Genomic DNA, 14,121 nt, shown 5'->3' with positions numbered 1-14,121 from the left:
GCGCCGGGCTCCGTACCCTGCGGCACGCCCGCCCCCGCTGCCGCACCGCCCATGCAGGCCGCATAATCTTCACGAACTGCGGTCTGGCGAACGGAACAAACCTTGGAAGCCATCGAAAATAGGAGAAACGAACCAAGGCGAGGCGCAGGATGACGACCGTGAGACTGACATTCAAGACCGAAGTACCCGCACCGGCGGCCGACGTGTGGGCATGGTCGACTTCCATCCGCGGCATCAAATCCGAGATGTGGCCTATCCTGAAAATCACTTTTCCAAAGGGAATGACCGGCATCGACAAGGATACGACCCTGCAAAAGCCCTTGTGCCGCTGCCAGTTCCTGCTGCTGGGTTTGGTCCCGATCGACATGTCGAAGCTGACCTTCGTCGAATTCGAACCCGGCCGCCGCTTCGTCGAGCAGTCTCCGCTGCTGTCGATGCGCTCCTGGCGCCACGAGCGCGTCGTCACGCCCAGCACCGACGGCACGGCCGGGACGCTCGTCACCGACAACCTGGAGTTCTCGCCCCGCTTCGGGGCACCGATGGTGCGATTTTTCGTGAAGAAGTTCTTCGAGCACCGGCATGAGGTGCTGGCGCGCTCGTTTCGCTAGGCCCGGCGCCGGAGGCTGACGGAAGGATGCGGCGCGCTGCTCGTGGCCTGCCCAGCTGGGTTCGAACCAGCGACCCTCAGCTTAGAAGGCTGATGCTCTATCCAACTGAGCTATGGGCAGTCGATGCAGGCGGAATCGCCGGCAGAATTGAAAACGGGCCGTCGAAGACGGCCCGTTTGTAATGCTTGGTCGGAGTACAAGGATTCGAACCTTGGACCCCCTGGTCCCAAACCAGGTGCGCTACCGGGCTGCGCTACACTCCGAATACCTTCATCATACTCGCCAGGCGGGTGCGCGTCAATGTGCGCCGGCGGAGAACTGTCCCGGCAGGCGCGCTAGCCGCGACGCCTCCTGCCGGGATCGCGACAGCAGCTCAGGCCGCGAGCTTGTCGGCGATGCGGCGCGCCATGCTGTCGGCCAGTTCCGCGTCCTTGGCCTCGACCATCACGCGGATCAGCGGCTCGGTACCCGAGGCGCGGATCAGGACCCGGCCCGTGTCGCCCAGTTCGCGCTCGACCGCCTCTTTCTCGGCTACCATCGCCGAGTCGCGGGTCCAGTCGAAACCGGGCGTCACACGCTTGTTGATCAGGGTCTGCGGATACAGCGTCAGCTCGCTGCAGCAGGCTTCGAGCGACTTGCCGCTGCGCTTGAGCGCCGACAGCACCTGCAGCGCCGAGACGATGCCGTCGCCGGTGGTGTGCTTGTCGAGTGCCAGCAGGTGGCCGGAGCCCTCGCCGCCGAACAGCCAGCCGCGCTCCTGCATCACTTCGAGCACGTAGCGGTCACCCACCTTGGCGCGCGCGAAACCGATGCCCATTTCCTTGAACGCCACTTCGAGCGCCATGTTGGTCATCAGGGTCCCGACTGCGCCGGCGACCGGGCCGGTAGCCATGCGGTCGCGCACCATCACGTACAGCAGCTCGTCGCCGTTGTAGACGCGGCCGGTGGCGTCGACCATGATCAGGCGGTCGGCGTCGCCGTCGAGCGCGATGCCGAGGTCGGCCTTGTGTTCGACGACGGCGGCCGACAGCGCCTTCGGGGCGGTCGCGCCGAAGCCGGCGTTGATGTTAAAGCCGTCCGGCGTGGCGCCGATCGAGATCACTTCAGCGCCGAGCTCGTGGAACACGTGCGGAGCGATGTTGTAGGCGGCGCCATGGGCGCTGTCGACGACGATCTTCAGGCCACGCAGGTCGAGTTCGTTCGGGAAGGTGCTCTTGCAGAATTCGATGTAGCGGCCCTGGGCGTCGCGCAGGCGGGTTGCACGGCCGAGCTTGTCCGATGAAACGCAATCCATCGGCTGGTCGATCGCTTCCTCGATCGACAGCTCCACGCTGTCGGGCAGCTTGGTGCCGTGCTCGGAAAAGAACTTGATGCCGTTGTCCTGGAACGGGTTGTGCGACGCCGAAATGACGACGCCGGCCTGCAGGCGCAGCGCGCGCGTCAGGTAGGCGATCGCCGGGGTCGGCATCGGGCCGGCCAGCATCACGTCGACGCCGGCGGCGGAAAAGCCCGCCTCGAGCGCGGCTTCCAGCATGTAGCCGGAAATACGGGTGTCCTTGCCGATCAGGACGGTCGGACGGGTGGCGGAGGCGTTGTCCTTGGCCAGCACTTTGCCGGCCGCGTAACCGAGGCGCATCACGAAGTCAGGCGTGATCGGCGCCATGCCGACCTGACCGCGAATGCCGTCCGTACCGAAATATTTACGTGCCATGCTTCTTCTCTTTGTTGTGGGTTTAATCAATGGTGGCCGCGCGCCAGACCTTCAGCGCGTCGACCGTCTCTGCAACATCATGCACTCGTACAATTTTAGCGCCATGCGCAAAAGCAGCCAACGCGCCTGCGATGCTGCCCGGCAAGCGGTCTTCCACGGGACGCCCGGTTACCGCCCCGATCATCGATTTACGCGACAGGCCGATCAGCACCGGCAAGCCGAGTTCGTCGCGAATCCGGCCCGTGGCACGCAGCAAGGCGTAGTTGTGCTCGACGGTCTTGCCGAAGCCGAGCCCGGGATCGACGCAGATGCGCTCGCGCTCGATGCCGGCCGCGGTCAAGGTCTCGACCCGCTCGCGCAGGAAGGCGATGACTTCGGCCACCACGTCGGTATAGGCCACCCTGGCCTGCATGTCCTGCGGCGTGCCCTGCATGTGCATGACGCACAGGCCGCAGTCGCTGCCCTGCACTGCCTCGATCGCCCCCGGCGCCCGGAAGCCGTTGATGTCGTTGATCATGTCGGCGCCGGCAATGATCGCCTCGCGCATCACCTCGGGTTTGCACGTATCGACCGACAGCGCCCGGCCCAGTCCCTGCAGGGCGTACAGGGCCGGCATCACGCGGCGCAGTTCCTCTTCGACCGGGACGCTCGGCGAGCCGGGACGGGTCGATTCGCCACCGATATCGATCAGGTCGACGCCGTCCAGCACCATTTGCTCGGCATGCGAGACAGCGAATTCAAGGGCGCCATAGCGGCCGCCATCGGAAAAGGAGTCGGGCGTGACGTTCAGGATGCCCATGACGAGCGCTTGCTGCTCCAGCCTGAAGCTGAAACGTCCGCATTGCAGGAGTTGACGCATAAATAGGAAGCTTTGAAAGGTAAGGCAGGCGCCCGGTGCAGTGTCGCGGCGTGTGTTAACGAGCAAAAGGCATCCGCGGATGCCTTTTGCTAGGGATGGGCTAAACGACCAAGATAGGCCAGACCAGGCGTGTCAAACGAACAGGACGCGCCAAGCGATCAGGCCGGTGCCGGAGCGTTGGTGGCGACACCGCCGGAACCGCTGTCGCCAGGCGGCGTGCGCTTGGTGAGCAGGCCCGCTTTCGGCGGACGCGGCTCGCGGCCGGCCATGATGTCGTTGATCTGCTCGGAATCGATGGTTTCCCACTCGAGCAGCGCCTTGGTCATCATTTCGACCTTGTCGCGGTTCTCTTCCAGCAGGCGGCGCGCCAGCGCGTACTGCGTGTCGAGGATGGCGCGGATTTCGGCGTCGACCTTTTGCTGGGTCGCTTCCGAAATGGTCTTGGTGGCGCCGCCGAAGAAGCCTTCGTTCTCGCTGTCTTCGTAGACCATCACGCCCATGCTCTCGGACATGCCGAAACGGGTCACCATCGAGCGCGCCAGCTTGGTGGCACGCGAGAAGTCGTTCGAGGCGCCGGTCGACATCTGGCCGACGAAGATCTCTTCGGCGATACGGCCGCCGAACAGGATCGAGATTTCTTCGAGCATCTTGTCCTTGTAGCCCGACAGCGCGTCGTGCTCAGGCAGCTGCCAGGTCAGGCCGAGCGCGAAACCGCGCGGCATGATCGTGACCTTGTGCACCGGGTCCGCCTTCGGCAGCAGCTTGGCGATCACCGCGTGGCCCGACTCGTGGTAAGCCGTGTTGCGGCGCTCTTCCTCGCGCATGACCATCGACTTGCGCTCCGGACCCATGTAGATCTTGTCCTTGGCGTCCTCGAAGTCGCCCATCTCGACCAGGCGCTTGTTGCGGCGCGCCGCGAACAGGGCTGCCTCGTTCACCAGGTTGGCGAGGTCGGCGCCCGAGAAGCCCGGGGTGCCGCGCGCCAGGATGTCGGCCTTGACGTCGGCGCCGATCGGCACCTTGCGCATGTGCACGTTCAGGATCTGCTCGCGGCCGCGGATGTCCGGCAGGCCCACCATCACCTGGCGGTCGAAACGGCCCGGACGCAGCAGCGCCTTGTCGAGCACGTCGGCGCGGTTGGTCGCGGCAATCACGATGACACCGGAGGTGGCTTCGAAACCGTCCATCTCGACCAGCAGCTGGTTCAGCGTCTGCTCGCGTTCGTCGTTGCCGCCGCCCATGCCGGCGCCACGGTGACGGCCGACCGCGTCGATCTCGTCGATGAAGATGATGCAGGGCGAATGCTTTTTCGCGTTCTCGAACATGTCGCGCACACGCGACGCACCGACGCCGACGAACATTTCAACGAAGTCGGAACCGGAGATCGAGAAGAACGGCACTTTCGCTTCGCCGGCGATGGCGCGCGCCAGCAGGGTTTTACCGGTACCCGGAGGACCGACCATCAGCACGCCGCGCGGGATGCGGCCGCCCAGCTTCTGGAACTTGGTCGGGTCTTTCAGGAAGTCGACGATTTCGCTGACTTCTTCTTTCGCCTCGTCGCAACCGGCGACGTCGGCGAAGGTGACGCTGTTGTTCGTTTCATCGAGCATGCGCGCCTTGGACTTGCCGAACGAGAACGCCCCGCCCTTGCCGCCGCCCTGCATCTGGCGCATGAAGAAGACCCAGACGCCGATCAGGAGCAGCATCGGGAACCAGGAGATGAAGACTTGTTGCAGGAAGGATGGCTCTTCCGGCGGCTTGACGTCGAAACGCACGCCGTTCTCGCGCAGGTCGCCGATCAGGCCGCGGTCGAGCATGGTGGCGGTGGCGCGCACCTTGGTGTCGTCGGCGCGGGTGGCCGTGATGTTCTGACCCTCGATGACGACATCCTTGACGCGACGCGCTTTCACATCGTCGAGCAGCTCGGAATAAGCGATGGTCTTGCTGCCACCGGCAGGGCTATGGTTGTCGAACTGCTTGAACAGCATGAACAACAGCAGTGCGACCACCACCCAGATGGCAGATTTGGAAAACATATTATTCACGAAAACTCCTCCGATGCGATTCGCACCAATACCGATTTGAGACTGCCGATTTTACTCGCAATAAGCGGGCCGTGCTACGCACAGGCCGACATGATGCCATATTGCCACTCTTTACCCCTATTCGGGATGTGCTCGCGACAATTCGAACCATGTCGACGGGCATCACGCGGTGCATGTGCGGCTATGATCTCAAATATCAAGGGCTGCGTCGGAATCCGACGCCGATTTATACTCCACCGGATTCTTGAGACCACGTCCAAGCAGGAAAATTTCCGACGACTTGTCGCGGCTTGCTTTCGGCTTGATTTGCTTGACCGTCTTGAACTCGGTGCGGAACTTCTCGACGATTTGCGTAAAGCCCATATCCTTGAAGCACTTAACCAACAATGCCCCTGGCGCCTTCAGATGCATTTGAGAAAACTCAATCGCGAGGTCGATCAGGTGTTCCATGCGCGCCGCGTCGGCGGTCGGGATGCCCGACAGGTTGGGTGCCATGTCCGACAGCACGAGGTCGACCTTGCGGCCCTCGAGCACGCCTGCCAGCTGGTCGAGCACGACGTCCTCGCGGAAGTCGCCCTGGATGTACATGACGTCGGCCACCGGTTCCATCGGCAGGATGTCGAGGCCGATGATGGTGCCGTTGATGCCGCCGCCTTCCTTGCCGGCGAGTTTGCGCCGCGTGTACTGGGCCCAGCTGCCCGGCGTGCAGCCGAGGTCGACGATGACCTGGCCCGGCTTGATGAGCTTTTCGCTCTCGTCGATTTCCTTGAGTTTGTAGGCGGCGCGTGCCCGGAACCCGTCTTTTTGCGCCTGTTTCACGTACGGGTCGTTAATATGGTCGTGTAACCAGTTTTTGTTTAATTTGTTCTTGGCCATTCGCGTAGAATACTGCTTTTATAGGTACATCAAAAAATTATTATGCTTACACTTACACCCGTCGAGCGCAGCGCACTGCGCGCGGAAGCCCATGGCCTCAAGCCTGTGGTCATGATCGGCGAATCGGGCCTGACTGAGTCCGTGATGAAGGAAATCGCGGCCAGCCTCGACGCGCACGGCCTGATCAAGGTCCGCGTGTTCGGCGACGACCGCGAAGCGCGCGTCGCCATGTACGAACAGATCTGCGAAGAACTCGACTGTGCCCCGATCCAGCACATCGGCAAGCTGCTGGTCCTGTACCGCCCGAAAAAGGAAGTGGCTAAGGAACGCAGCAGCAAGGCCGGCAAGGGCATGCGCGAAGTCACCATCGTCAAGGCCAGCGCCAGCGGCACCAAGAAACCGAGCGTCACCAAGGTCATGATCAAGGGAAACGAGCGGGTCACCGCCGGCGGCAACATCAAGCGCGCCAAACCGCGCCAGGCCAGCACCAAGAAGCATGCACTGAACAAGTGATCGAAAAAACCGGAGGATGTCTCCGGTTTTTTTTCACCTGTGGATTGCGCCGGCGTTGTGCGGCGGATTCGGACGTTTCGTGGATGCGTACGGTGTAACGCGTGCGCAGGGCCCACCCTACCGGGACTTCAGCACCAGGATTGCCGCCAGCACGCCCTCGATCACGTGGAACAGCTGCGACACGCCATGCATCACGGCAAAGCGCGTCCACAGGGGCGAGGCGCGGATGCCTTCGGGTCCAGCCGCTTCGCGCAGCTGGGCCATCGCAGGCTGCAGGCCGACGTACATCGCCAGCGCACAGGCCAGCATCGCCAGCACCAGCAGGTTCAGCGAGCGCTTGCGCGCATCAAGGAGGTCGGGCGAGAAGCGCACCAGCACCAGCATCAGCGCCGCACAGGCAAAGCTGATCCAGGCCAGGCGGCGCAGGAAGGCGCCGACGATATCGCCCGCCAGCGGACCGCTGACGGTCGCGAACACGGCCGGCGCGGCGATGTAGCCGAGCACCCACAGCGCGCCGGCCCAGAACACCGCCACCAGCAGCCTGGCGGCCGGCAAGCGGCCCTGGATGCGCGTCATCAGACGTAACGGACTTCGAGGATTTCGTATTCGCGCGGGCCGGACGGGGCCTGCACTTCGACCACGTCGCCGGCATACTTGCCGATCAGGGCGCGCGCGATCGGCGACGTCACCGATACCTTGTTGAGCTTCAGGTCCGCTTCGTCGAGGCCGACGATCTGGTAGCTCACCTTCGCGCCCGTCTCCAGGTCTTCGAGGTCGACGGTCGAGGCGAACACCACGCGCCCTTCGGCGTCCAGCGTGGCCGGGTCGATGATCTGGGCGGCACTGAGCTTGCCTTCGAGTTCGGCGATGCGGCCTTCGACGAAGGCCTGGCGCTCCTTGGCGGCGTCGTATTCGGCGTTCTCCGAGAGGTCGCCGTGCGAGCGCGCTTCGGCGATCGCGTCGATGACGATGCGGCGCTCCTTGGTCTTGAGCTGGTGCAGTTCTTCTTTCAGGAGTTCGGCGCCATATTTGGTCAATGGGATCGTATTGTTCATGTCTCTGATTCTGCAAAATGAAATCTGCCGCAGGCAGCCGTGTGCGGCCTGCGGCAGATTTACTTGGTTGTTCGTATAGATACTGAGCGTGTAGGTACCCGGCGTGGCCTTACCAAGCGAAAACCACAGAGGCGCACGACGCAAGCCGCGCGAGCTCTGTGGTTTGACGGGTACTGCTTAGTGCCTGATGCTGCGCTTAGTTTAAGGTTTTATGCAGCCCTTGTAAATCATAGACACGAATCGCGTCCAGGTGGCGCATGCCCTCGATCGCCGCTTCGGCGCCGGCAATCGTCGTGAACGTCACCACGCGCGCGGCCAGGGCCGAGGTGCGGATGGTGCGCGAGTCGACGATCGCGCTGCGCTTTTCCTCGACGGTGTTGATCACCATCTCGATCTCGTGGTTCTTGATCATGTCCACGATGTGCGGACGGCCTTCGATCACCTTGTTCACCGCCAGCACCGGCAGGCCGGCCGCTTCGATCACGGCCGCCGTGCCCTTGGTCGCCGCCAGCGTGAAGCCCATCGCGACCAGGTCGCGCGCCACCTGCACCGCGCGCGGCTTGTCCGATGCCTTCACCGACAGGAAGACGCGGCCCGAGGTCGGCAGCTTGACGCCGGCGCCGATCTGCGACTTCACGAACGCTTCGCCGAAGGTCTCGCCCACGCCCATCACCTCGCCGGTGGACTTCATCTCCGGGCCCAGGATGGTGTCGACGCCCGGGAACTTCACGAACGGGAACACGGCTTCCTTGACGCTGTAGAACGGCGGCGTCACTTCCTTCGTGATGCCCTGCGAAGCCAGGCTCTGGCCGACCATGCAGCGCGCCGCGACTTTCGCCAGCTGGATGCCGGTGGCTTTCGAGACGAAGGGCACGGTGCGCGAGGCGCGCGGGTTCACTTCGAGCACGAACACCGTGTCGACGGTCTTGCCGCCCTCTTCCCTCTGCTGGATCGCGAACTGCACGTTCATCAGGCCGACCACGTTCAGGCCTTTCGCCATCAGCGCGGTCTGGCGCTTGAGCTCATCGATCGTCTCTTGCGAGAGCGAATACGGCGGCAGCGAGCAGGCCGAGTCGCCCGAGTGCACGCCGGCCTGTTCGATGTGTTCCATCACGCCGCCGATGAAGGTGGTCTCGCCGTCCGAGATGCAGTCGACGTCGACTTCGATCGCGTCGTTCAGGAAGCGGTCGAGCAGCACCGGCGAATCGTTCGAGACCTTGACCGCTTCGCGCATGTAGCGCTCGAGGTCGCGCTGCTCGTGGACGATTTCCATCGCGCGGCCGCCCAGCACGTAGGACGGGCGCACGACCAGCGGATAGCCGATTTCCTGGGCCAGTTCGAGCGCCTCGGCTTCGGTGCGCGCGGTGCGGTTCGGCGGCTGGCGCAGGTTCAGTTGCTGCAGCATCTGCTGGAAGCGCTCGCGGTCTTCGGCGGCGTCGATCATGTCCGGCGAGGTGCCGACGATCGGCACGCCGTTCGCTTCGAGGTCCAGCGCCAGTTTCAGCGGGGTCTGGCCGCCGTACTGGACGATCACGCCGACCGGCTTTTCCAGGTCGACGATTTCCAGCACGTCTTCCAGCGTCAGCGATTCGAAGTACAGGCGGTCCGAGGTGTCGTAGTCGGTCGACACGGTCTCGGGGTTGCAGTTGACCATGATGGTCTCGTAGCCGTCTTCGCGCATCGCGAGGGCCGCGTGCACGCAGCAGTAGTCGAACTCGATGCCCTGGCCGATACGGTTCGGGCCACCGCCCAGCACCATGATCTTCTTCTTGTCGGTCGGCGCGGCCTCGCATTCCTCGTCGTAGGTCGAGTACATGTAGGCGGTGTTCGTCGAGAACTCGGCGGCGCAGGTGTCGACCCGCTTGTAGACCGGACGGATGCCCAGCGCGTGGCGGCGCTCGCGCACCGCGGCCTGCGTGGTGTGCATCAGGAAGGCCATGCGCGCGTCCGAGAAGCCCTTCTGCTTGAGCTTGTACAGCGTCGGCTTGTCCAGGCTTTCCAGCTTCTGGTGATCCAGCCACAGCTCGATGTCGACGATTTCCTTGATCTGGATGAGGAACCACGGATCGATCTTGGTCAGCGCATGCACTTCTTCCAGCGTGAAGCCCTGGGCAAAGGCGTCGCCCACGTACCAGATGCGCTCAGGACCCGGCTCGCCGAGCTCTTCCTCGATGACTTCGCGGTCGCGCGTCTTCTCGTTCAGGCCGTCCACGCCGACTTCCAGGCCGCGCAGGGCCTTCTGGAAGGATTCCTGGAAGGTGCGGCCCATCGCCATGACCTCGCCGACCGATTTCATCTGGGTCGTCAGGTGCTTGTCGGCAGCCGGGAACTTCTCGAAGGCGAAGCGCGGGATCTTGGTGACCACGTAGTCGATCGAGGGCTCGAACGAGGCCGGGGTCGCGCCGCCGGTGATCTCGTTGCGCAATTCGTCCAGCGTAAAGCCGACGGCCAGCTTGGCAGCGACTTTCGCGATCGGGAAACCGGTCGCTTTCGAGGCCAGTGCCGAGGAACGCGACACGCGCGGATTCATCTCGATGACGATCATGCGGCCGTCGTTCGGGTTGATCGCGAACTGCACGTTCGAGCCGCCGGTGTCGACGCCGATCTCGCGCAGCACCGCGATCGAGGCGTTGCGCATGATCTGGTATTCCTTGTCCGTCAGCGTCTGCGCCGGCGCGACCGTGATCGAGTCGCCGGTGTGCACGCCCATCGGATCGAGGTTTTCGATCGAGCAGATGATGATGCAGTTGTCGGCCTTGTCGCGCACGACTTCCATCTCGTACTCTTTCCAGCCCAGCAGCGATTCTTCGATCAGCAACTCGGAGGTCGGCGAGGCTTCCAGGCCGCGCTTGCAGATGGTCTCGAATTCTTCTTCGTTGTAGGCGATGCCGCCGCCGCTGCCGCCCATCGTGAACGACGGCCGGATGATGGTCGGGAAGCCCAGCTCGCGCTGCACGGCGCGCGCTTCGTCCATGCTGTGCGCGACGCCCGAGCGTGCCGAACCGAGGCCGATCTTGGTCATCGCGTCCTTGAACTTGGAGCGGTCCTCGGCCTTGTCGATCGCTTCCGGCGAAGCGCCGATCAGTTCGACCTTGTATTTTTCGAGGACGCCGTGGCGGTGCAGGTCGAGCGCGCAGTTGAGCGCGGTCTGGCCGCCCATGGTCGGCAGGATCGCGTCGGGGCGCTCCTTCTCGATGATCGCTTCGACGACTTTCCAGGTGATCGGCTCGATGTAGGTGACGTCGGCCATTTCCGGGTCGGTCATGATCGTCGCCGGGTTGCTGTTCACCAGCACGACCTTGTAGCCCTCGTCGCGCAGCGCCTTGCAGGCCTGGGCGCCGGAGTAATCGAATTCGGCCGCCTGGCCGATGATGATCGGGCCTGCGCCGATGATCAGGATGGTGTGGATATCACTACGCTTAGGCATTTACTTCTTCTCCTGCATTCTCTTTTTTTCCGCTCGCTTGCATCAGGCCGATGAAGCGGTCAAACAGGTAGGCGACGTCGGTCGGTCCCGGCGAGGCTTCCGGGTGTCCCTGGAAGCAGAAGGCCGGCTTGTCGGTGCGGGCAAAGCCCTGCAGCGACCCGTCGAACAGCGACACGTGCGTGACGCGGCAGTTGGCAGGCAGGGTCTCGGGGTCGACCGCGAAACCGTGGTTCTGCGAGGTGATCAGGACCTTCTTCGAATCGAGGTCCTGCACCGGGTGGTTGGCGCCGTGGTGGCCGAACTTCATCTTCAGCGTCTTCGCGCCGGAAGCCAGCGCCATGATCTGGTGGCCGAGGCAGATGCCGAAGGTCGGGATACCCTTCTCGATCAGTTCCGCGGTCGCCTTGATGGCGTAGTCGCACGGTTCCGGGTCGCCGGGACCGTTGGCCAGGAAGATGCCGTCCGGGTTCAGGGCCAGCGCGTCCTGGGCCGTGGCCTGGGCCGGCAGCACGGTGACCTTGCAGCCGCGCTCGGCCAGCATGCGCAGGATGTTGCGCTTGACGCCATAGTCGAAGGCGACCACGTGGTACTGGGGATTGTCCTGCTTGCCGAAGCCTTCGCCGAGCTTCCATTCGGTCTCGGTGAACACGTACGGCTCCTTGACCGAGACGACCTTGGCCAGGTCCATGCCTGCCAGGCCCGGGAACGAGCGCGCCAGTTCCAGCGCCTGCGCCTCCGAAGGCTGGTTGCCCTGGGTGCCGGTCAGGATGGCGCCGGCCTGGGCGCCCTTCTCGCGCAGCAGGCGGGTCAGCTTGCGGGTATCGATGCCCGAGATGGCGACGATGTTTTCGGCCTTCAGGTAGTCGGACAGCGATTGGGTCGAGCGGAAGTTCGATGCGATCAGCGGCAGGTCGCGGATGATCAGGCCTGCGGCGTGGACTTTGCTCGCTTCGACGTCGGCGGCGTTGACGCCGTAGTTGCCGATGTGCGGGTACGTCAGGGTAACGATCTGACGCGAGTAGCTGGGGTCGGTCAGGATTTCCTGGTAGCCGGTAATGGCGGTATTGAACACTACCTCACCGGTCGTATGGCCGGCGGCACCGATGGAAACACCTCTGAAAATCGTTCCGTCTGCGAGGGCCAGGATGGCCGGGACGGCTGGGCCAGAAAAAAATGGCGGCAAGGGTAACTCCCAATAAAGTTACCGTAGCGGCGCCACGTCAGACCGGCATCCAAAACCTGCGGACGAGCCTGTCGTGTCCGGGAATTGGAAGGAGTGTGAGAGAGGAATGAAGGGTAGGCGCTACGGCAAGTAAGTGAATGGCTAAACCCCTCAATTATAGCGCGGATCCGCCTTCGCGGCAATGCACCATCGGCGCATAACGGGGCTACACGGCCATTTTTTCTTACGGCTGAGCGGCTATTTTTCTCTGCTCAAGCGACGTAGGGTGGGCGGCTGCACCTCGACGTCCGCCCACCTGAAACGTTTGGGCCGCCCACGCGTTCAACGGACAGTTGAGGCGACGCAACGTTTCCCGAACTGGTTGAACGCGTGGGCGGCGTCCACGTTCCGTGTGATTGGCGGCCGAGGTGCAGCCGCCCACCCTACCTCATTCTTACGGCTTGCCGACCAGCGCCGCGATCCCCGCCTTGGCGATCTGCGCATCCTCGTTCGACTTCACGCCCGACACGCCCACCGCGCCGATCACGTGGCCGTCGACGACGACGGGCACGCCGCCTTCGAGCATGCCCTGCAGTTGCGGCGCCGACAGGAAGGACATGCGCCCGCCGTTGATGACATCTTCATACACCTTCGATTCGCGGCGGCCGAGCGCGGCCGTGTGCGCCTTACTCGGCGCGATGTGGGCCGACACCGGCGGCGCGCCGTCCAGGCGCTGCAGCCACAGCAGGTGGCCGCCGTCGTCGACGATGGCAACGGTCACCGCCCAGTTGTTCTTGAGCGCCTCGGCTTCGGCAGCGGCCGCGATGGTCTTGACGTCGTCAAGGGTCAGCATCGGTTTGGTCTTCATGGGTGTCCTCTTGGGTTGTTATGGTTGCTGCTTCGCTTTGAGTTTCGCTTTGATCTGCGGCATGACGGCGGCGGCCGCCTGCTCGCCCGCCAGGACCGCCAGGTTGCGGCCGGCGAAATCGGCGCTGCCCATCTTGCCCAGTGCCGGCGTGATGACGATGTCGGCTTCCTTCAGTTCGAAGTGGTTGATGCGCTGGCCCATGATGCTGAAGGTCTGCATCAGCACGTCGAGCGAGCTGTTGGTCGCCTGGGTGTCGGCCTGGGTCGAGATGTTGACGGCGATGATGAAGTCGGCGCCCATCTCGCGCGTGAACTTGACCGGCACCGGCGCCACCAGGCCGCCGTCGACATAGGTCTTGGCGCCGATCTTGACGGGCTGGAACACGCTCGGCACGCTCGACGAGGCGCGCACGGCCAGGCCCGCGTTGCCCTTGTTGAACAGGACCGACTCGCCGGTCTTGAGGTCGGTCGCCACCGCCCCGAAGCGCTTCTTGAAGCGTTCCATCGGCACGTTGTTGACTGCCTTGTTCACGTAGTTCTGCAGCGCCTCGCCCTTGAGCAGGCCCGAGGATTTGGAAAACAGCGGCAGCGCCCAGTCGGAAATCGTCGCCTCGTCCATTTCCATGGCCGTGCGCTGCAGGGCGAAGCCGTCGTAGCCGGATGCGTACAGGGCGCCGACCACCGAGCCGGCGCTGGTGCCGACCACGATCTCGGGCACGATGCCTTGCGCCTCGAGCGCCTTGATGACGCCGATGTGGGCGAAGCCGCGCGCGGCGCCGCCGCCGAGGGCGAGGCCGATCCGGACTTTCTTGGGAGGCGGCGGGGGCTGGACCGCGGCCGGGGCGGGCGCCGGCGGCGGGGTGCTGCCGCAACCGGCGAGGGCCAATGCGGCCAGGGCGATGAGCGAAGTGCGTCGAGAGAACATAAGCAGGAATGGATGGACAATCCCCGATTGTAACGCGGCGCGATGCGCCGTGGATGAGGCGGGGCTTATGGCG

Annotated in this window: 12 protein-coding genes and 2 tRNA genes; 2 read left to right on the top strand and 12 right to left on the bottom strand. The window is 63.9% G+C overall.

What is annotated here, in order from left to right; genetic code table 11:
• Positions 1–158 precede the first annotated feature (158 nt).
• Entirely contained in the window at positions 159–608 is a 450-nt protein-coding gene (locus ACFPAH_RS10815) for a hypothetical protein (RefSeq protein ID WP_379744570.1), read from the top strand.
• Between the two features lie 43 nt (positions 609–651).
• On the opposite strand, the gene ACFPAH_RS10810 is transcribed toward ACFPAH_RS10815, so the two are convergent.
• The 6 genes from ACFPAH_RS10810 to ACFPAH_RS10785 all read right to left on the bottom strand — a co-directional run bounded on the left by ACFPAH_RS10810 (position 652) and on the right by ACFPAH_RS10785 (position 6,099).
• Positions 652–728, bottom strand: a tRNA-Arg gene (locus tag ACFPAH_RS10810).
• A 66-nt stretch (positions 729–794) separates the two neighbouring features.
• Positions 795–871, bottom strand: a tRNA-Pro gene (locus ACFPAH_RS10805).
• Between the two features lie 110 nt (positions 872–981).
• The gene (gene glmM, locus ACFPAH_RS10800; RefSeq protein WP_379744568.1) at positions 982–2,319 is read right to left on the bottom strand and encodes a phosphoglucosamine mutase; all 1,338 of its coding nucleotides are present in this window, start codon (positions 2,317–2,319) and stop codon (positions 982–984) included.
• 22 nt (positions 2,320–2,341) lie between these two features.
• Positions 2,342–3,178 (bottom strand): dihydropteroate synthase, encoded by an 837-nt coding sequence (gene folP, locus ACFPAH_RS10795; RefSeq protein ID WP_379744566.1) that lies wholly within the window; start codon positions 3,176–3,178, stop codon positions 2,342–2,344.
• A 158-nt stretch (positions 3,179–3,336) separates the two neighbouring features.
• The gene (gene ftsH / locus ACFPAH_RS10790) at positions 3,337–5,223 is read right to left on the bottom strand and encodes an ATP-dependent zinc metalloprotease FtsH (RefSeq protein ID WP_379744564.1); all 1,887 of its coding nucleotides are present in this window, start codon (positions 5,221–5,223) and stop codon (positions 3,337–3,339) included.
• A gap of 189 nt (positions 5,224–5,412) precedes the next feature.
• Positions 5,413–6,099 (bottom strand): RlmE family RNA methyltransferase, encoded by a 687-nt coding sequence (locus ACFPAH_RS10785; protein WP_379744562.1) that lies wholly within the window; start codon positions 6,097–6,099, stop codon positions 5,413–5,415.
• 42 nt (positions 6,100–6,141) lie between these two features.
• Between ACFPAH_RS10785 and yhbY the strand changes: the two genes are divergently transcribed.
• On the top strand, positions 6,142–6,612 hold the full coding sequence (yhbY, locus tag ACFPAH_RS10780) for a ribosome assembly RNA-binding protein YhbY (RefSeq protein WP_379744560.1): 471 nt from the start codon (positions 6,142–6,144) through the stop codon (positions 6,610–6,612).
• A gap of 117 nt (positions 6,613–6,729) precedes the next feature.
• Here the strand turns inward: yhbY and ACFPAH_RS10775 are convergent, their stop codons facing one another.
• From ACFPAH_RS10775 to ACFPAH_RS10750, 6 genes are all read right to left on the bottom strand, one after another.
• Positions 6,730–7,188 (bottom strand): DUF4149 domain-containing protein, encoded by a 459-nt coding sequence (locus ACFPAH_RS10775; protein ID WP_379744558.1) that lies wholly within the window; start codon positions 7,186–7,188, stop codon positions 6,730–6,732.
• Positions 7,188–7,667 (bottom strand): transcription elongation factor GreA, encoded by a 480-nt coding sequence (greA, locus tag ACFPAH_RS10770; protein ID WP_379744556.1) that lies wholly within the window; start codon positions 7,665–7,667, stop codon positions 7,188–7,190. The genes ACFPAH_RS10775 and greA overlap by 1 nt, the downstream gene beginning before the upstream one ends.
• Before the next feature lie 196 nt (positions 7,668–7,863).
• Complete coding sequence (gene carB, locus ACFPAH_RS10765) at positions 7,864–11,094, bottom strand: carbamoyl-phosphate synthase large subunit (RefSeq protein ID WP_379744554.1); 3,231 nt, start codon at positions 11,092–11,094, stop codon at positions 7,864–7,866.
• Complete coding sequence (gene carA / locus ACFPAH_RS10760) at positions 11,087–12,277, bottom strand: glutamine-hydrolyzing carbamoyl-phosphate synthase small subunit (protein ID WP_379744552.1); 1,191 nt, start codon at positions 12,275–12,277, stop codon at positions 11,087–11,089. The genes carB and carA overlap by 8 nt, the downstream gene beginning before the upstream one ends.
• A gap of 433 nt (positions 12,278–12,710) precedes the next feature.
• Positions 12,711–13,124 (bottom strand): GlcG/HbpS family heme-binding protein, encoded by a 414-nt coding sequence (locus ACFPAH_RS10755; protein ID WP_379744550.1) that lies wholly within the window; start codon positions 13,122–13,124, stop codon positions 12,711–12,713.
• Between the two features lie 18 nt (positions 13,125–13,142).
• Positions 13,143–14,048 carry a patatin-like phospholipase family protein gene (locus ACFPAH_RS10750; protein ID WP_379744548.1) on the bottom strand — a complete coding sequence of 302 codons (906 nt, stop codon included), beginning with the start codon at positions 14,046–14,048 and terminating at the stop codon, positions 13,143–13,145.
• Between the last annotated feature and the right edge of the window lie 73 nt (positions 14,049–14,121).

This window comes from Massilia sp. GCM10023247 (assembly GCF_042653325.1).
Taxonomy (GTDB): Bacteria; Pseudomonadota; Gammaproteobacteria; order Burkholderiales; family Burkholderiaceae_D; genus Telluria.
The sequence above is the reverse complement of the archived record's forward strand: the minus strand, read 5'-3'. Positions and strand labels throughout refer to the sequence as shown.

Bases quoted from the DNA above. Each gene is read 5' to 3' on its own strand.
- glmM (WP_379744568.1), bottom strand. From the start codon at position 2,319: ATGGCACGTAAATATTTCGGTACGGACGGCATTCGCGGTCAGGTCGGC.
- folP (WP_379744566.1), bottom strand. From the start codon at position 3,178: ATGCGTCAACTCCTGCAATGCGGACGTTTCAGCTTCAGGCTGGAGCAG.
- ACFPAH_RS10785 (WP_379744562.1), bottom strand. From the start codon at position 6,099: ATGGCCAAGAACAAATTAAACAAAAACTGGTTACACGACCATATTAAC.
- yhbY (WP_379744560.1), top strand. From the start codon at position 6,142: ATGCTTACACTTACACCCGTCGAGCGCAGCGCACTGCGCGCGGAAGCC.
- ACFPAH_RS10775 (WP_379744558.1), bottom strand. From the start codon at position 7,188: ATGACGCGCATCCAGGGCCGCTTGCCGGCCGCCAGGCTGCTGGTGGCG.
- greA (WP_379744556.1), bottom strand. From the start codon at position 7,667: ATGAACAATACGATCCCATTGACCAAATATGGCGCCGAACTCCTGAAA.
- carB (WP_379744554.1), bottom strand. From the start codon at position 11,094: ATGCCTAAGCGTAGTGATATCCACACCATCCTGATCATCGGCGCAGGC.
- ACFPAH_RS10755 (WP_379744550.1), bottom strand. From the start codon at position 13,124: ATGAAGACCAAACCGATGCTGACCCTTGACGACGTCAAGACCATCGCG.
- ACFPAH_RS10750 (WP_379744548.1), bottom strand. From the start codon at position 14,048: ATGTTCTCTCGACGCACTTCGCTCATCGCCCTGGCCGCATTGGCCCTC.